Annotated in this window: 12 protein-coding genes; 11 read left to right on the top strand and 1 reads right to left on the bottom strand. The window is 62.2% G+C overall.

Annotated elements, in window-relative coordinates:
- Positions 1-5: 5 nt before the first annotated feature.
- The 3 genes from B2828_RS03190 (at position 6) to B2828_RS03180 (ending at position 3,489) form a co-directional block, all read left to right on the top strand.
- Positions 6-1,355: a deoxyguanosinetriphosphate triphosphohydrolase gene (locus tag B2828_RS03190; RefSeq protein ID WP_479632237.1), complete on the top strand. Its 1,350-nt coding sequence runs from the start codon at positions 6-8 to the stop codon at positions 1,353-1,355.
- An 86-nt stretch (positions 1,356-1,441) separates the two neighbouring features.
- Positions 1,442-2,683, top strand: coding sequence for a L,D-transpeptidase family protein (locus tag B2828_RS03185; protein ID WP_479632236.1), 1,242 nt, complete (start codon positions 1,442-1,444; stop codon positions 2,681-2,683).
- 194 nt (positions 2,684-2,877) lie between these two features.
- Positions 2,878-3,489: a superoxide dismutase gene (locus tag B2828_RS03180; RefSeq protein WP_479632290.1), complete on the top strand. Its 612-nt coding sequence runs from the start codon at positions 2,878-2,880 to the stop codon at positions 3,487-3,489.
- 12 nt (positions 3,490-3,501) lie between these two features.
- Here B2828_RS03180 and B2828_RS03175 read toward each other — a convergent pair whose 3' ends face one another.
- Positions 3,502-4,995 (bottom strand): glycosyl hydrolase family 28-related protein, encoded by a 1,494-nt coding sequence (locus B2828_RS03175; RefSeq protein ID WP_479632235.1) that lies wholly within the window; start codon positions 4,993-4,995, stop codon positions 3,502-3,504.
- 200 nt (positions 4,996-5,195) lie between these two features.
- On the opposite strand from B2828_RS03175, the gene B2828_RS03170 reads away from it, so the two are divergent.
- From B2828_RS03170 to B2828_RS03135, 8 genes are all read left to right on the top strand, one after another.
- Positions 5,196-6,188 (top strand): efflux RND transporter periplasmic adaptor subunit, encoded by a 993-nt coding sequence (locus B2828_RS03170; protein WP_479632234.1) that lies wholly within the window; start codon positions 5,196-5,198, stop codon positions 6,186-6,188.
- A 13-nt stretch (positions 6,189-6,201) separates the two neighbouring features.
- Positions 6,202-9,375: an efflux RND transporter permease subunit gene (locus tag B2828_RS03165; RefSeq protein ID WP_479632233.1), complete on the top strand. Its 3,174-nt coding sequence runs from the start codon at positions 6,202-6,204 to the stop codon at positions 9,373-9,375.
- A 15-nt stretch (positions 9,376-9,390) separates the two neighbouring features.
- Positions 9,391-10,956 carry a hypothetical protein gene (locus tag B2828_RS03160; protein ID WP_479632232.1) on the top strand — a complete coding sequence of 522 codons (1,566 nt, stop codon included), beginning with the start codon at positions 9,391-9,393 and terminating at the stop codon, positions 10,954-10,956.
- Positions 10,957-11,007: 51 nt separating this feature from the next.
- A complete protein-coding gene (locus B2828_RS03155; RefSeq protein WP_479632231.1) occupies positions 11,008-11,454 on the top strand; it encodes a DUF5069 domain-containing protein in 447 nt (148 codons plus the stop codon).
- A gap of 74 nt (positions 11,455-11,528) precedes the next feature.
- A complete protein-coding gene (gene ychF / locus B2828_RS03150) occupies positions 11,529-12,671 on the top strand; it encodes a redox-regulated ATPase YchF (protein WP_479632230.1) in 1,143 nt (380 codons plus the stop codon).
- Between the two features lie 215 nt (positions 12,672-12,886).
- Positions 12,887-13,579, top strand: coding sequence for a choice-of-anchor E domain-containing protein (locus tag B2828_RS03145; protein WP_479632229.1), 693 nt, complete (start codon positions 12,887-12,889; stop codon positions 13,577-13,579).
- Between the two features lie 359 nt (positions 13,580-13,938).
- A complete protein-coding gene (locus B2828_RS03140) occupies positions 13,939-14,607 on the top strand; it encodes a choice-of-anchor E domain-containing protein (protein ID WP_479632228.1) in 669 nt (222 codons plus the stop codon).
- A 211-nt stretch (positions 14,608-14,818) separates the two neighbouring features.
- Positions 14,819-17,395 (top strand): ATP-binding protein, encoded by a 2,577-nt coding sequence (locus tag B2828_RS03135; protein WP_479632227.1) that lies wholly within the window; start codon positions 14,819-14,821, stop codon positions 17,393-17,395.
- The last annotated feature ends 80 nt before the right edge of the window (positions 17,396-17,475 follow it).

Genomic DNA, 17,475 nt, shown 5'->3' with positions numbered 1-17,475 from the left:
AGCGGATGCAGTGGGAAACCCTCCTCTCTCCGGCCCGCTTGGGCAAACGCGATCCCGCCAGCCGGGAAGAGCAGCGCTCGGCCTTTCAGCGCGATTACGACCGGGTGATCTTTTCGTCGGCGTTCCGCCGGTTGCAGGATAAAACGCAGGTGTTCCCGCTGGCGGGCTCGGATTATGTGCGCACGCGGCTGACGCACAGCCTGGAGGCGGCTTGCGTGGGCCGTTCGCTCGGGGCGCTGGTCGGGGCGGAGGTGGTCAAGCGCCATCAGTTGCGCGGCATCCACTCCTCGGACATCGGGGCGATTGTCGCTGCGGCCTGCCTGGCGCACGATATTGGCAACCCGCCTTTTGGCCATTCGGGCGAGGATGCCATCCGGCACTGGTTTACCGCTTCGCCGGTGGCCCGGCGCGTGGCGGGCGGGCTTTCGGAGGCGGAACGGGCGGATTTCGAGAAGTTCGAGGGCAACGCCCAGGGCTTCCGCATTTTGACTCGCCTCCAGATGCCGGATAACCGGGGCGGGCTCCAGCTCACGTGCGCCACGCTGGGGGCGTTCGCCAAATACCCCCGGCCTTCCTACCCGAAGCGCGATCCGAAGGACCGCCGGGTGAGCGCGAAGAAGTTCTCTTATTTTCACGCGGAGGCCGATCTCTTTGAGGAGGTGGCGCAGCGGACGGGGCTGATCGCAAGCGACGCGGGCTGGCGGCGGCACCCGCTTTCGTTCCTGGTGGAGGCGGCGGACGATATTTGCTACCGGCTGGTCGATTTCGAGGACGGCGTGCGCCTGCGCTTGATCAGCTACCAGGAGGCGGCAGAGGCGTTCGTGGAGGTGATCGGGAACCCGAAGTTCCTCGACATCGCCGCCCGGATGCACGGGGACGAGGCGCGCATTGAGTTCCTGCGGGCGATCGCCATTGGCGAGGCGATCGGGCATATCTCGCGCGTTTTCCTGGATCATGAGGTGGATATTTTGGAGGGGCGCTTTGAGCAGCCGCTTTTGCAATGCACGCCGGTTTCCGGGGCGATGGACGCGATTGTCCGGCGCTCGGTGAGCACGCTTTACCGGAACCCGCGCGGGCTGGAGATCGAGGCGGCGGGCTTCGAGGTGGTGGGCGGGTTGCTCGATTTGTTTGTGGAAGCCGTGGAGGCGGCGGCGCAGAAAGAGACCCCGCTTTCGCCGCGCTGGCGCAATTTGCTGGAGCTGGTGCCCGAGCCGTCGGTGGGGCCGGGCCGCAAGCCCGCGCCGGATGCCTACACGCGCCTTCTGCGGATGACGGACTATGTCTCCGGTATGGCCGATTCCTCGGCGGTGAGCCTGTATAAGAAGCTGCGCGGAATTTCCCTGCCGGGGCAGTAGGCGGAGCCCTGCGCAAGGGGTGGGTTGAAATCTGAGCGAAATCGGCTATCCTTGAAGGCGATCCGATACGATTCGGAGAGAGACCCTTGCGATTTGTTCAGTTCCATACGGTCCGCCGGTTGCTAAGCCTCGGCAGTGAGGTGGGGGGTGAGCTGCGGGTTCTTGCGGGCGTTGCGGGGGCGGTTTTGCTCGCGCTGACGGTGTGCGGCCAGGCCGAGGAGGCTCCGGACGGGGTGACGCCGCTCATGAAGGCGGTGGCTGCCGCGGACTATGGCGAGATTCAGCATCAGCTCGCTCTCGGGGCGGAGGTGAACCGGAAGGATGCCCAGGGCCGCACGGCGCTTTTCTACGCTCTGGAGGCCCGTTCGCCCCGGGTGGTCGATTGGCTGATCGCCAGGGGGGCTGACCCGGATTTGATCGACGGCCAGGGCGTGCCGCTTCTGGAGCGTGCGTTCAAGACCGGGGAGTTAACTTTGTTTAAACCGCTGCTCTGGGCCCGGGCTCCGCGAAAATGGAGTGCCACGACGCTGCGCGAACTCGACGCGGCGCTGGCGGCGGCCAATAAACCGTTCATCTCCACGCTGCTTGCGGCGCATGCGGGGGTGCCGGTGGCTGAGGGGGCGCGGCAATCGCGGCTGGCCTACCTGGTAACGCAGGGCAAAAGCGAGGCGCTCGGGCTGCTGCTGGAGGGCGGAGCGAGCCCGGACGGGACGCTCAGCGTGCCGGTGGAGAAGGCGTTTGCGCAGACGGTGAGGAACCGGGAGTTTCGCGAATCGCTGGACCGGGAGAAGGGGATCACGCTCTTGATGCTGGCCGTGGCGGAGGGGCAACTGGGGTGCGCAGAGGTCTTGATGGCCCACAACGCCCGGACGGATTTGCTGACGGCCCAGCGAAAACTGTCGGCGATGCAAATCGCGGTGACGGGAAAGGCCTCGCCGGAGATGCTCCAGGTGCTGCTGGGGAAAAACCCGGAGGAGGAGGATCGCAAGGTGCGGGTGGAGATTTCCGTCAAGAAGCAGCAGGCCGTGGTCTACAAAAACGGGCTCCCCGCGATGGAGGTGCCGGTTTCGACGGGCAAGCCGGGGTTCGAAACGCCGATGGGCCGCTTTGTCGTGACCGACAAGGACACGATGCGGATGTCGACGATTTACACGTTTGCCTGCATGCCCTTCTTCATGCGCCTGAGCGGCAGCGAGTATGGGATTCACGCGGGCGAGGTGCCGAAAAATCAGGCCGCCTCGCACGGGTGCATCCGGGTGCCGCTGGAATCGGCCAAGGGGCTCTACGATGAGGTGGAGCTGGGGACGCTGGTGACGATCTCCGAATAGGCCTCGGGGCCGTCTTGGCAGGGCCGACGGGTGTTCGGGGCTCGAAGTCTAGGGCAACTGATCTTTTACCCATGCCTACTCAGCCCATATCGCGCCGTCATTTTCTGGCCGTCACCAGCCTGGCCGCCGCTGCGGGAGTGCTCGGCACCCGGAGCCGCGGGGAAAAAGCTCCCGAGCCAAGCGGCGGCTTCGAGATGATCCTGCTGCCGTATGATTACGGAGCTTTGGAGCCGTACATTGACGCCCAAACGATGCAGCTCCACTACGATAAGCATTACGCGGCGTATACGAAGAATCTCAATGAGGCGCTCAAGGATTACCCCGACCTGCGCGGGTTGAAAATCGAGGAGCTGCTTTCCCGGGTCGAGACGCTACCGGAGGCGGTCCGGAGGGCGGTTCGCAACAACGGGGGTGGGTACTATAACCACGGGCTTTTCTGGCAGATGATGAAGCCGCAGGGAGGGAGCCCGCAGGGGGCGCTCGCCGGGGCAATCAAGACGGCTTTCGGCGGCCTGGAGGAAATGAAGAAGGCGTTCTCAGCCAAGGCAGCGGCGGTTTTTGGCTCCGGCTGGGCGTGGCTGGTGGTGCGCGATGGGCGGCTCGAAATTACCAGCACGCCCAATCAGGACAGCCCGATCATGAAGGGCATCGCCGAGGTGGAGGGCAAGCCGGTACTGGCGCTGGATGTCTGGGAGCACGCTTATTACCTTAAATACAAGAACGAGCGGGCGAAATATATCGCGTCGTGGTGGAACGTGGTCGACTGGGATACGGTGAAGAAGCTCTACGAAGAGGCGCTGGGGTGAGGGCCCCGCGCTTTATTTCCCGAGCCGCCGGGTGAGCTGATCGGCGTGGAGGTCTTGCGGGGTCAGCGCGGCGGGTTGGATGGCCTCGAACCATTTCCCGTCGGGGCTGGTTTCGCTGGGCTGGTTGGTGCTTAAGGCCACGAGGTTGATCGAGAGCGGGCCGAAGTCCGCAGGCGGGTAGGCGAGCGGCTTGGCGGCCCGGATGTTCCAGAAGGTTCCGCGCGCGGCGCACGGTTTGCCCAGCGCGTCGCCGCCGCCGTGGGCCCAGAGGCGCGTGCCCGCCCCGGCGTCGAGGTTGGTAAAGAGGTTCTCCGAGCAGGTCCGCTTGTGATGGTCGAGGCAGAGGTCCACGCCTTTGCCCTCGGCAGCGACGTTGCCGGAGGCGCCGCCGTCGACCGAGATGTCGTGGATGAAGCGGGTGCGGAAGTCGAAGCGGGTAAAGAGGTTGTCCCGCCCGGTAAACGTGAAGCCGTGGTGGCCGGTGGCGCCGGTTTTGTCCGTCGGGCGATGGGAGTCGAGGACGACGTCTTGGATGGTGCAGAAGACTCCCGTGGCGAAGATGCCGCTATCCGCGTTGACGATGCGGAGGTTGCGCGCCCAGCAGTCCGAGCATCCGTAGAAGGCCAGGGCGTTGTAGCCCGCTTCGGTGAAGTGCCCCTCGTAGGGCGTCACGGGGAACTCAAAGGTGAGCCCCTCCACGCCGGATTCCGTCACGGTCGGCTGAAAGCTGGCGATTTCCGCCTTCCATTGCGGCTTGAGGTCGCAGCGCAGCGGCCGGTCGATGGAGACTTTGTGGCCGTCGATCTTTGTCACGGTGCAGACGAAAAACGTCTTGGTCGAGCCGCGGAGCTTTTCCATCGGGCCCGGGTCGCCGGAGTAGAGCTGTGAGGCGAGCGAATTGTCGGGGAGGTCGTGTTGGCGAACGATCACGCGCTGGCCGGGCTTGAGGCCCTCGGTTTTGTCCACGGTGAGGAGGGTCTCCCCCCGGCGGGCTTCGGCGGTGATGCGGGTGAGGTGCTTGGCCTGGTAGTCGCCCTTGATGGCCACGATGCCGCCGTCCCAGGACCAGCGGGAGGTGGGCCGCCCGGTGGTGGTGGCCGAGGGGCTGGGCTGGCTGGTCTCGAGCGGCACCGGGCAGACGAGCACGCTGCTTTCCGGGTCCGCGCCGCTCAAGACGATGCTGCTGCGGTTGATGACCAGCATTTTGGTGATCCGGTAACGTCCCGGCGGCACTTCGATGGCCCCGGCGGGTGCTTTGTTGAGCGCGTCCTGAAAGGCTTCGGTGTCGTCGGCGATGCCGTCGCCCTTCGCGCCAAAGTCCATGACGCTCAGGCCCTTGGAGAGGACGGGGATGGGGCGTTCGCCTTGGTGATAACCGGCGTGGGAGAAATCGGGGAGCCTGGAGTCGGGCGTCCAGGCTTCGCCATGCTTGCCCCAGAGGGCAGAGGTTTCGGCGGCGAAGGAGGAGGCGGCAAAGGCGACAAGGAGAGGAAAAATCCAGCGCATAGAGATAGGAGTGGGGTATTCTGCTACCACCGGGCCTCGAAGAATCAAGCTATTCCGGGTTGAACTCGGGTCGGAATCAATAAATGATAATCCCTATGCACTTTCTGCGGTTTTTACCGATTTTACTGACAGGGGGGGCGCTGGCGCTTTCCGGTTGCGGACGGAAGGCTCCTCAAGCGTCCGCCAAAGCCCCGCGTCCCGTGACCGTCGCCAAGGCGGAGACCCGGGATGTCCCCTTTTACCTGGACGAGATCGGCAATTGTACGGCGTTTGAATCCGTTATCATCAAGCCACAGGTCTCCGCGGCGATGATCGGCATTCACTTCAAGGACGGTGCGGAGGTGGCCAAGGGCGATCTGCTCTTTACGCTCGATCCGCGCCAGTTCCAGGCGGCGCTGGCCAAGGCCCGGGCCACGCTGGCCCAGGACCGCGCCAAGGCCGATTACGCCCTCATCCAGGTCCGGCGCAACGAGGATCTGCGGCAGAAGAAAGCCGTCTCTGACCAGGAGTACGACAGCGTTCGCAGCACCGCCGAGGCCGCCGTGGCGACGGTCCAGGCCGACGAGGCGGCGGTGAGTTCGGCGCAGATTGATCTCGACTACTGCCAGATCCGCTCGCCCATCGGCGGCCGCGCCAGTAAGCGCAACGTTGACCAGGGCAATATTGTTATTTCCAACTCCACCTCGCTGCTCGTCATCCAGCGGCAGGACCCCATTTACGTCGATTTCACCATCCCCGAGGATGTGCTCCCGCAGGTGCGCCATTACTTTGAGGCGGGAACGCTCAAGGTCGAGGCGGGCTTCCCGAACGATCCCGCCAAAAAGCGCGAGGGGAAATTCGACTTCCTCGACAGCGGCGTGCAGCCGAACTCCGGCACCGTCCGGCTGCGGGCGCTCCTGGAGAATAAAGACCGGCTTTTCTGGCCCGGGCAGTTCGTTAACGTCCGCCTCGTGCTCGAAACGCTCAAAGAAGCCGTGCTGATTCCCAACGAGGCGCTGCAAGTGGGGCAGGATGGGCCGTTTGTTTTTGTCGTCAAGACGGGCAATACCGTTGAGCTGCGCCGCGTCAAGCCGGGCCAGCGCCAGGAGGAAAGCCTGGTGATTAAAGAGGGGCTGAAAGCCGGGGAAACCGTCGTCGTCACCGGGCAGATCGCGCTCTCGCCGGGCGCGGCGGTGGACATTCTTCCTCAGTAGAACCCAGAAAAGCATGGCCAGTCTCTCCGCTCCCTTTATCAAACGCCCGGTCATGACGATGATGTGCACGCTGTGCATCGTCGTCTTCGGCATCCTCGGGTTCAACCGGTTGGCCGTCAACGATCTGCCCGCCATTGATTTCCCGGTCATCAACGTCACGGTCAACTACCCGGGCGCGAGCCCCTCGACCATGGCTGCCAACGTGACGACGCCGCTGGAGCGCCAGTTCATGCAGATCCCCGGCCTGGACCTCGTGACGAGCCAAAGCTCCCAGGGGGTCAGCACGATCACGCTCCAGTTCAAGCTGGACAAGAGCGTTGACGCCGCGGCGACCGACGTGCAGGCGGCCATTAACCAAGCCAGCTCCAGCCTGCCGCAGGACCTGCCCTCGCCGCCCCTTTTCACCAAGTTCAACCCAAACGACCAGCCGGTGATCTACCTCGTATTGACCACGGCCTCGCTCACCCAGGGGCAGCTTTACGACTACGCCAGCAGCCAGATCGCCCAGCGCATCAGCATTCTGCCGGGCGTGGCGAAGGTGGATATTTACGGCTCCAAGGCGGCGGTGCGCGTGAAGGTCTCGCCGACCAAGCTGGCCTCGCTCGGCCTCAGCGTGAGCGACCTCGCCAACGCCATCAAGGCCGGGACCAGCTACCAGGGCGCGGGGCAGTTCGACGGTGCCTCGCGCACGTTCCTGCTCCAGCCGCAGGGGCAGCTTGAGAACGCGGAGGCCTACCGGGGCCTGATCATCGGGTACAGAGAGGGGGCGTCGATTTACCTGCGCGATGTGGCGGACGTCACCGACTCCGTGCAGGACGAACGCATGGCCCGCCATTTCTGGATGCGCAAGGGGAGCGCCGCCGCGACGAACGTGGTGCTGGCGGTCTCACGGCAGTCCGGCGCGAATGCCGTGGCCACGGCTCAGGGCGTTAAGGATTTGCTGCCGTTCTTCCGGCACGAGCTGCCCGGCTCCATTCAGCTGGAACCGATGTTCGACCGCTCGATTACCATCATCAACTCCGTGGAGGACGTGAAGGAGACGCTCCTCATTGCCTTTGCGCTGGTGGTCATTGTTATTTTCATCTTCCTCGGGCGCGCCACCGACACGCTCATCCCGATCGTGGCGCTGCCGATGTCGATGCTGATCACGTTTTTGGCGATGTTCCTTCTGGGCTACAGTATCGACAACTTGTCGCTGCTGGCCTTGACGCTCTCCATCGGGTTCCTCGTGGACGACGCCATCGTGTTTCTGGAAAATGCCGTGCGCCGGATGGAGGCGGGCGAGACGGCGCTGGAAGCCTCTTACCACGGGGCCAGCGAGATTAGCTTCACGATTCTCTCGATGACGCTTTCGCTCGCCGCCGTCTTTCTGCCCATGGTCTTTATGCCGGGGCTCATTGGGCGGACGTTCCAGGAGTTCGCCATTACGATCATCATCGCCATCGTGGCCTCCGGTGTGGTCTCGCTGACGCTGACGCCGCTGATGTGCTCGCGGATGCTGGCCCGGCACGAGAATGCCACCAAGACGTGGCTCGAAACGCACGTGAAAAAGGTGCTCGACCGGGTGATCGGCGCTTATGGCGATTCGCTCCACTTTTTCCTGCGCCATAAGTGGATTTCCGCGCTGGCATGGGTGGTCTGCATGGTGGGAACAGTGGTCCTTTTCCAGACGGTGCCCAAGTCGTTCCTGCCCGTGGGCGATAGCGGTACCATCCGCGGCACCTTCATGGTGCAGGAGGGGACTTCGCCGGATCGGATGCGCGAAATTCAGTACAAAGTGGATCAAATCCTGCGCGACAACCCTTTCGTTGATCTTTCCTACACCATCTCGGGGCTCACCGGGCGGCTGCCTTCCAACCAGGCGCGCATTCTCGCCAATCTCGTTCCCACACAGATGCGTCCGCCGATCGACGTGGTGATGGCTCAAATCGCCCGGGAGATCGCCAAAATACCCGGGGTGATTCCATATATGCAGGCCAACCCGGTCTTGCAGGTCAGCACCGGGGCCACCGGCAATGCCCAGGGCAAATTCGCCTACGCCATCAGCGGCATCAGCACGGAGGAGGTCAACGACGCCGCGCGCAAGCTCATCGATAAACTGCGGCCCTACCCGGGCTTCCTTTTCGTCAACTCCGACCTCAAGACGGCGACGCCCAATTTGCAGGTCGACATCCTGCGCGAGCAGGCCGCCTCCTACGGCGTCTCGGCCCAGGCCATCCTCTCGGCGCTGCGCAACGCCTACGCGCAGAACTACGTCTACCTTATTAAGAAAGAGACCGACCAGTACCAGGTCATCATGGAGGTGAGCGACGCGGGCCGCTCCCAGCCGCAGAACCTGGAGCGCCTTTATGTGAAGCCGGACAAGGGCGGCGACTTGGTGCCGCTCAAGGCCGTGGCCCGTTGGAAGGAACGGCTCGGGCCGCAGGCGGTCAACCACATCAACCAGTTCCCGTCCGTGACGATCTTCTTTAACCTCGTGCCCGGGGCGGTGATCGGCGACGCGGCGGCCTTCATCGAAAAAACCGCCGCCGAGACGCTCCCCCCGACGCTGCGCGGCAGCTTGCAGGGCGAGGCGCTGGTGTTTAAGGAGACGATTAAGAGCCTCTCCATCCTGATGATTTTCGCGGTGTTCGTGATGTACATCATTCTGGGGATTCTTTACGAGAGCTACGTCCACCCGCTTACGGTGCTCAGCTCGCTGCCGGTGGCGATGGTGGGCGGCCTGGCGACGCTGGTGCTTTTCGGCAAAGAGGCTTCGCTCTACGCCGATGTGGGCCTCTTTCTCTTGATCGGTATTGTGAAGAAGAACGGCATTATGATGATCGACTTCGCCCTCCAGCGCATGGCCGACGGGCTTGACCGCGTGGCGGCGGTGCACGAGGCGAGCGTGGAGCGCTTCCGGCCGATCATGATGACGACCTTCGCGGCGTTGATGGGGGCGCTGCCCCTGGCGTTTGGGTTTGGCGCGGACGGCAGCTCGCGCCAGCCGCTCGGGCTGGTCATTGTCGGCGGCCTTGTGGTCTCGCAGTTGGTGACGCTCTACGTCACTCCGGCGCTTTTCCTGATGTTCGAATGGTTCCAGGAGCGGGTGCTCGACCGGAACTCGTTTTTGCGCTCTCACCGCGCCACCCATGTCGGTATCCATCACGCTGCGCCGGAGGAAACCGAGGTTCTTCCCGTGCCGTAAGCTCCCTCCTTTTTTATGCAGCCCCCCGAAGCATCCTTTTGCAACCGGTCGGTTTATCGCCTGCTCTGGCTGGCGTTCTGGCTGACGCTCATCGGCTTGGTGCGCTGCTGGAACTCGGGCGATGTCTTTATCCAAAAGCAGGTTTTCTTTGTCGATCCGGATTGCTACTCGCGCATGACGCGGGTGCAGCGAGTCTACGAACACCCGGGCCAGCCGGTGCATACGCACGAGTTTGAGAACTGGCCGGAGGGGACCCGCCCCCATACCACGGCGCCGTTTGACTACCTGACGGCCGGGCTGGCGCTCGCTTTCCGCCCGTTCAGCCCGGATGCGGCGGTGGCGCTCGACCGCGCGGGCGCTTGGGTCTCGCCGTTGCTCGCGGTGCTGGCGGGCCTGGCGCTCTGGCTGCGGGGAGGGCGGTGGAGGTACGCCGCGCTGGGGCTTTTTGCCGTGAGCCCGATCCTGGTTCACGGGACGACGCTGGGAAGGCCGGATCACCAGTCGCTCATCATGTTCTGCGCCGTGGCGGCACTGGCGGTGGAGGGGAAGACGCCCCTGACGCGTGCCCGGGCGGTGATCGGCGGGCTGGCCTGGGGGCTTGGGGTGTGGGTTTCGCTCTACGAGCCGCTGATTTTGCTCCTGCTGACCTGCGTGCTGGGCGCGGCGGCTTACCGGCGGGCGTTTTTTAACCGCGAACGGCTCGTTTGGGTGGGGGGCATCGCGCTCGTTTTCCTGCTCGGGCTGGCCGTGGACGGCTGGCCGATCCGGCGGCCCGACCCGGCCATTCTGGCTTACTTCGAGAACTGGAGCCACACGGTGGGCGAACTGGGCCGTGCCACGCCGGGGAGCTTGGTTTCGTGGGGCGGCTGGCTGCTATTTGCCGCGCCGCTGCTGCTCGCGTGGCGGCTTTTCCGCGAGCGCGATGCCGAGGCTGGCTTTTGGCTGGGGATGCTGCTGGCCCTGGGCGTGCTGACTTTGTGGCAGGCCCGCTGGGGGTATTTCCTGGCCGTCGGCTTTGCCCTGGCGCTCCCGACCGTTTTGGAGACGTTCCAAAAACGCTGGCTGGCGTGGGTTATCCTGGTTGTTTCTCTTTGGCCGGTGGCGCGGGAGTGGGACCGGATGCTCGACACGCGCCAGAGCTCCCTTTCCCTGGAACGCCGCTACGAGGCGGTGCAACTGCGCGACGTGGCCACCCGGCTGCGGGCCGAGCGCCGGGTGGCGATCCTGGCCCCTTGGTGGCAGTCCCCCGCGCTGGCCTACTGGTCCGGGCAGCCGTGCGTGGCGGGCAGTTCGCACGAGAGCCTGCCGGGGATCGTCGATAGCGCCCGGTTTTTCGAAAGCCCCGGGCTGACCCCCGCCGCCCTGGAGATCCTGGATCGCCGCAAGGTCGATTGCGTGGTTGCTTACGACGGGGCGCGCGTGGACCGGGTGAGCAGCGCGATCCTTGGCGAGCCCGTTCCCGAGGAATCCCTCGCCCGGCTGCTCTACGAACGCCCCCATTCCGTGCCCGCCGGGCTGGAGCCGGTCTACGACAACAATATTTTCCGCGTGTTTATCCGCCGCCCCTCCGGGACGCCGTGAGGCCATTTGCCCGGACGGCCCCGAAAGCTTCTTGAAAGAGGAGAGCAAAACATGATCACCGCCAAAGACTTAACGCAAGCGCCCCCGCGCAGCCCACGCGTACGGGTTCGCGATTACGCCATCCTGGCCCGCGCCGCCGACAAGGCCCGTGCCGAACTGGCCGGGACAGCCGGGGAGTACCACTTCGATTGCCCGCTCGACCGGACGCTCTTTACCTTTAAGGGCGTCACCGGAGACGAGTTCCTGGCGCACGTCAAACGCGGCTACAGCGACGAGGACCTGGGCATCTGGCTCGACGAGAACGGGCTCGACAAGACCCCGGAGGAGATCCTCGCCTGGAGCGACTCCATGGAGGCCTACTGTCTCTATAACAACCTCGAAAAGCGCGAATCCTTCGTGCTCGAATGCACCCGCCTGGGGCTCAACCCGGCCCACACCACGCTCTTTGACTGGCTCGAAGCCGACGACCGCGCCAGCTTCCCCGCTGCGGTGGTGTAGGGATTTTTGAGCCGCGAAATTTCCCGGCATTTCCGCTTTGCGCCGGGGCGTTTCGACGCTAGCCTGCCCGCTCTATGTTAAGCGCAGGCATCGTCGGGCTCCCCAATGTGGGCAAATCCACCCTCTTTAACGCCGTTACGCGGACGCGCAAGGCGCAGGCGGCTAACTACCCCTTTTGCACCATCGACCCGAACCAGGGCGTCGTGGTCGTTCCCGATCCCCGGCTCCAGGTGCTTTCCAATATCTCCCATTCGCAGAAACTCATTCCGGCGGTCATCGAAATGGTCGACATCGCAGGCTTGGTGCGCGGCGCCAGCCAGGGGGAGGGCCTGGGTAACCAGTTTTTGAGCCACATCCGCGAGGTCAACGCCATCGTGCAGGTGGTCCGGTGTTTTGAAAACGACGATATCCACCATGTGGCGGGCAGCGTCGACCCCGTGCGCGATATCGAGGTGATTAATACCGAGCTGATCCTTGCCGACCTCGCCAGCATCCAAAAGCGCGGCGATCGCAACCAAAAAGCCGCCCGCTCCGGCGATAAAGTGGCCAAGGCGGAGCTCGCCTTGATCGAAAAGCTCATCCCGCACCTCGACTCCGGTAAGCCCGCCATCACGCTTGAGCTGAGCGACGACGAGAAGCGCCTCGCCCGGGACTTCATGCTGCTGACGATGAAGCCGACCCTCTTTGCCTGCAACGTGGCCGAGGCCGACCTGGCGCAGATCGCCCAAGAGCTCAAGGCCCCGGCGAGCGGCGAGCTTCACCCCTCCACCCGCTTCGTCAAGGCCGTGCAGGATTACGTCCGCACCCACCTGGCCACCGAGGCCGTGGTCATTAGCGCGCAGATCGAGAGCGAACTCATCGATCTGCCCGAGGAGGAAGCCCGGGAATACCTCAAGGACCTCGGGGTCGAGGAGAGCGGGGTTGGCTCTCTCATTCGTGCGGTTTACCACCTGCTCGGATTACGTACCTACCTGACCACCGGCGAGAAAGAAACGCGGGCCTGGACGATCAACGAAGGCGACAAAGCACCGCAAGCCGCCGGGGTGATCCACTCCGATTTTGAGCGCGGTTTCATCGCCGCGGAGACGGTCCATTTCGACGACCTGGTCGAGCTCGGATCCTTTGCCAAAGCCCGTGAAGCGGGCAAGCTGCGCATTGAAGGGAAGGAATACGTCGTCAAGGATGGCGACGTGATGGAGTTCCGCTTCAATGTGTAAAAATACGGTCCTGTAATCATCCAGATCGGATACAGCCGGTCCCGGTATGATTGTGCGTGCTTATACGTGCTAAAAAAAAGGTATATCGTGGGTGAGAATGACTTGCATTTTTGACAGGGAATCCCTACAAAACACATCGCAAAAAGGACAATTAGAGCCAAAGGGAACCACCTCACGGGCTCGGCTATCAAAAAAAACAAACAGGAGGGGAACATATGAAACTTTTTACAAAGAGCGTAGTGGCTGCGGTGTTAGGTGCCGCTTTGGTGTTGCTTGGATCCGGACAGCAAGCAAAGGCAGCTAGCTATTCCGTCACGGGTACTACTGGTTATACGTTGACGAATTTTGCTGATGTCGATCTGACTGTTGCGGGATTTGACACCTTGAAGGGAACCCTTACTGGGGTATCCATTACGATTGTAACTTCGGCCACTACAAGTATCCAAGTTTCCTCCATAGGGGCTTCGGCTGGTTCCGTTTACAGTGAAGTTACGCTGCATTTGAGTGGCGCCTCTTTCAGCAAAACTTCGGTTGTGGATATTCCTAATACCGTTGACGAGGATACCGGAAGGGTCGTTGGGCTAAGTTATTCCCTTGCAGCCACGGGGCAAACCACAGTTGCGGCCTCCTCTACGGGGACTGCTTCCAAAACTTTAACTTCCTCAAGTTTTGATGAATTTTCAACTGATGAAGTGGCCCTAACTCTGTCTGGATCAACCGATACGATTCTTAGAACTTCGAACGGCAACACTTCAACTCAGCAAAACACCTATACTGCGGTTGCTGTCACCGTGACCTACACCTACACCCCGACTGCTGTTCCCGAGCCCGCCACTTGGGCGATGATTTTCGGCGGCGTGGGTACGCTCGTTCTGGTTCAGCGCATGCGCCGCCACAGAGAGGCGTAAGATTTTTGCTAGCTTTTGATTTGAGGGGTTCCGCTTCGGCGGAACCCCTTTTTTTTGCCGTTTTTTTGGTGGGCAAAAGAGGTGTTTTTGAGGCGCTCCCCGTTTTCTCATCACAGAAACTGGGTGATGTGGCTGCGGCCCAATATTGGCGATAGGATGAAGCTTTGCTCTACTATGGAATGATGTAATCTTTGCACTAAGGATAGTGCTTATAATTACGTAGGTAATTATACTTAAAATTGCGAAGTTTTCAGTGGATATGGCTTGCAATTGTGATGCGGATTTCCTACAAGCGCGGACACGGATTTTGTTATTCCAGGTAGACCTGGAAGGAACCAAAAACAAAAGAGGAGGAAGAAATGGAATTCAAAACGATTGCGATGGCCACGGTTGTCGGTATGGCGCTGGTTTTTCTAGGGGAGCCGCAGGCAAAGGCATTATCATATTCGGTGACTGGCACCCTTGGGCAAACGCTGACGAATTATCAGGGTTTTATTACGGTTGATGGTTTCGATACCTCGCTAGGTACTCTGGACTCCGTGACGATTAGCCTTCAAGGGAATCTTTCCACGGTGTTGACGGTTACGGCGGGGCCTTCCGGTGCGACGAACGTTAGTAGCTATACGGTCGTGACCTTTACACTCAGTGACGTCGGGGGGTATGTTTCTTTGATCCGCGATGCGAGTTCCGATCACTATTCAGCCCCCGTGCTCGCGCCAAATGAGACGGTGACTTCCGGTACGTTGACGGGATCGGATACAAGAACGACATCGCCTCTCACCAGTGCTGGAATTCTCCAAGAGTTTTCGGAGAGTACCGTAACGCTTGCCACGACGGGGACGGCAACGACTTGGACCAGCTACACGGGCGGTAATGCGACGACAGCCCAAGTGACCTATGGGGATGAATTGGTCACGGTGATCTATAACTACCAAGCCATTCCAGAGCCGGCGACCTGGGCCATGCTTTTCAGTGGCCTTGGCGTGCTGGTCTTGGGGCAGCGGATGCGCCGCCTCAAAGCGGCATAAGCTTATCCCTGCTGTGCTTGGTTAAGGGGTTCCGTTCGCGGAACCCTTTTTTTATTCTCCTTGGAGGAAACCGGGTGTGCTGCGGTTGGGTGGCATCAGTTTGCCCGGGACCCCTCTTCCTGCGCGGAAATGAGGTGGTGCAACGCGAGCGCGTTGTGGTAGGTTAGGTTGCGTGACGTCCTCTAGCTTACGCATAAAGGTCGTTCTGTTGATGTTGCTGGCTTTCCTGCCAGTGGTGGTCTTGGAAATCAATACGACGGCTGATCAGGAACGCAAGGCTGCGGAAAATGTTCGGGCGGAGTCGGCCCGGCTCTCTCGGCTTTTTGCGAACAATCAGACCGCGCTCATCGACTATTCCCGGCAGATTCTTACCATGGTCTCGAAGCTGGACCGGGTGCAAAACTGGGACCCGGTGAGCTCTCAGCGGCTGTTCGATCAGTTGCGAAGCGAGAATCCGCTTTTTTCCGTGGTGGGCTTGGCCGATCTCAAGGGCAATGTTTTCTGTTCCTCGCCGGAGGGGAAAGGCCCCTCCAATGTGAGCGACCGGTTTTATTTCCAGCGGGCGCTTCAAAATAAGGGCTTTGTGGTGGGGGACTTTACCATCAGCCGCGCGGCGGGTAAGCCGACGCTGCACATGGCCATGCCGGTCTGGAATACCGAGGGGCATGCGGTGGGGGTCGTGTTTATTGGGCTTGATTTGATGGCGGTAAGCGAGTCGCTGGGGAATGTCACGTTAGCGCCGGGCGGCACCATGGCGATCCTCGATCCGAACGGTATTTTCCTGGTTCGTTATCCCGAGCCGGGAAAGTGGATTGGCCGAAAAGGCTACCACGGCGTGGTTCAGATGACCGTTCCCGAGGGGGCTGGGGAAGGGACGCATGAGGCGAGGGGGGCCGACGGGGTGGAGCGGCTTTACGCGGGGACGCGGATTGATGAACCGGGCGTGGGGCATCTCTACGTCATGGTGGGGATTGCCAAGAAGGAGGCCTACGCGCCTTTTCACCAGCAGATGCGGGAGCAGATCGGCTTTATGGTCGTGATCGCCTCGCTGGCCATGGCGGCGGCCTGGGCGTTTGCGAGCAGCTCGATCTGGCACCCGGCGCGGCATCTGGTGGAGGTGGCCCGGGCGTTGAGCGCGGGGCATCTTGATACTCGCAGTAAGCTGAGGGGCGGGGAGTTCGGGGAGATCGGGATGGCTTTTAACCAGATGGCCGAGGCGTTGAGCAAGCGTATCTCGGAGCTGAAGGATACCCAGGGGGAGCTGCGGCAGGCGCACGATGAGCTGGAGCTGCGCGTGCAGGAGCGCACTGACGAGCTGCGCCGGGCCCGGGAGCGGCTGGTGGATGCCATTGAAAACCTCGACGCCGGGTTCTGCATGTTTGGCCCGGACGAGCGGCTGGTTATTTGCAACCAGACCTTCCGCAATACCTATGGGATCTGCGCGGATGTCATCCGGCCCGGGAACCAATTTGAGGACATCGTCGAGGCATTTGTCGCGCGCGGGGGGCGCGTGGAGAGCGAGGACGACATGCGGGAGTGGGCCCGCAACCGAATGGAGCTTTTCCGGCTGGCCGACAGCCGCCCCTTTGACGAAAAAATCAACGGCCGCTGGTTGCGTATCAGCGATCACCGGACGCGGGAAGGCGGGACGGTGTCGCTGCGCACCGACATCACCAATTTAAAGGAAATCCAGGAGACGCTCATTCTGCGGGACCGGGCCATCGCGGCGGCGGTAAGCGGGATTCTGGTGACCGACCCGAAACAGCCCGACAACCCCATCGTGGATGTCAACCCGGCCTTCGAACGCATCACCGGCTATGGCAAGGCGGAAGCGCTGGGGCGCAATTGCCGCTTCCTCCAGGGGCCTGATTCCGACCGCGGTGTTCTCGATGGAATCCGCACGGCCATCGCGGCGGGCCGGGAATGCCAGGGCGTGATCCGCAACTACCGCAAGGATGGCACGCCGTTCTGGAACGACATCAAAATAACCCCGGTGCGCGACGAGATGGGCCGGGTGATCCACTTCGTGGGGGTCATCACCGACGCCACCGAGCGCGTGGAGGCGCAAAAGGCGCTGGAGCGCGTGCTCGACGATCTGCACCGCTCCAACCAGGAGCTGGAGCAATTTGCCTACATGGTGTCACACGATTTGCAGGAGCCGCTGCGGATGGTCGCCAGCTACACCCAGCTCCTGGAGCGCCGCTACAAGGACAAGCTGGATGCCGACGCGCATGATTTCATCGGCTTTGCCGTGGACGGGGCGAAGCGGATGCAGGGCTTTATCCGAGACCTGCTGCAATACTCGCGCGTGGGGACCCACGGGCGCCCCTTTGAGTGGGTGAAGGTGGGGGGCGTGCTGGCTGGCGCGGTGGAGAATCTCCGCTTTGCCATTGAGGAGAAAAAAGCGGAGATGATCCTGGGCGAAATGCCCGAGCTGGAGGCCGACCCGGTGCAGTTGGGGCAGCTGTTCCAGAACCTGATCGGCAATGCGCTGAAATTCTGCGGCGAAGCGCCGATCCGCGTTTCCGTCGAGGCCCGGCGGCTTGAGGACGGCCTGTGGGAGTTCGTGGTGAGGGATAACGGTATCGGCATTGACCCGAAGGATGCGCAGCGGATTTTCATCGTCTTCCAGCGCCTCCACACGCGCCAGGAATACGAGGGGACGGGGATCGGGCTAGCCATCTGCAAGCGCATCGTGGAACGCCACGGGGGGCGCATCTGGGTGGAATCCGAGGTGGGTAAGGGGGCGGCATTCTTCTTCACGATCCCGGAGCGGCACGAGGGGTAGGGACTCTGCTTGGGGCGCTTGCAGTCTTGCATCCCGGCGCGGTTCGCGAGAGATTAGCACCATGCAAGGAACCCAGCCTG

It is taken from the genome of Spartobacteria bacterium UBA695 (genome assembly GCA_002298145.1).
Classification (GTDB): Bacteria; Verrucomicrobiota; Verrucomicrobiia; order Chthoniobacterales; family Chthoniobacteraceae; genus UBA695.
The sequence above is the reverse complement of the archived record's forward strand: the minus strand, read 5'-3'. Positions and strand labels throughout refer to the sequence as shown.

Excerpts from the sequence above, each read along its gene's own strand:
- B2828_RS03135 (WP_479632227.1), top strand. The coding sequence starts at position 14,819 with ATGTTGCTGGCTTTCCTGCCAGTGGTGGTCTTGGAAATCAATACGACG.
- B2828_RS03140 (WP_479632228.1), top strand. The coding sequence starts at position 13,939 with ATGGAATTCAAAACGATTGCGATGGCCACGGTTGTCGGTATGGCGCTG.
- B2828_RS03175 (WP_479632235.1), bottom strand. The coding sequence starts at position 4,995 with ATGCGCTGGATTTTTCCTCTCCTTGTCGCCTTTGCCGCCTCCTCCTTC.
- B2828_RS03165 (WP_479632233.1), top strand. The coding sequence starts at position 6,202 with ATGGCCAGTCTCTCCGCTCCCTTTATCAAACGCCCGGTCATGACGATG.
- B2828_RS03160 (WP_479632232.1), top strand. The coding sequence starts at position 9,391 with ATGCAGCCCCCCGAAGCATCCTTTTGCAACCGGTCGGTTTATCGCCTG.
- B2828_RS03190 (WP_479632237.1), top strand. The coding sequence starts at position 6 with ATGCAGTGGGAAACCCTCCTCTCTCCGGCCCGCTTGGGCAAACGCGAT.
- B2828_RS03180 (WP_479632290.1), top strand. The coding sequence starts at position 2,878 with ATGATCCTGCTGCCGTATGATTACGGAGCTTTGGAGCCGTACATTGAC.
- B2828_RS03145 (WP_479632229.1), top strand. The coding sequence starts at position 12,887 with ATGAAACTTTTTACAAAGAGCGTAGTGGCTGCGGTGTTAGGTGCCGCT.
- ychF (WP_479632230.1), top strand. The coding sequence starts at position 11,529 with ATGTTAAGCGCAGGCATCGTCGGGCTCCCCAATGTGGGCAAATCCACC.
- B2828_RS03155 (WP_479632231.1), top strand. The coding sequence starts at position 11,008 with ATGATCACCGCCAAAGACTTAACGCAAGCGCCCCCGCGCAGCCCACGC.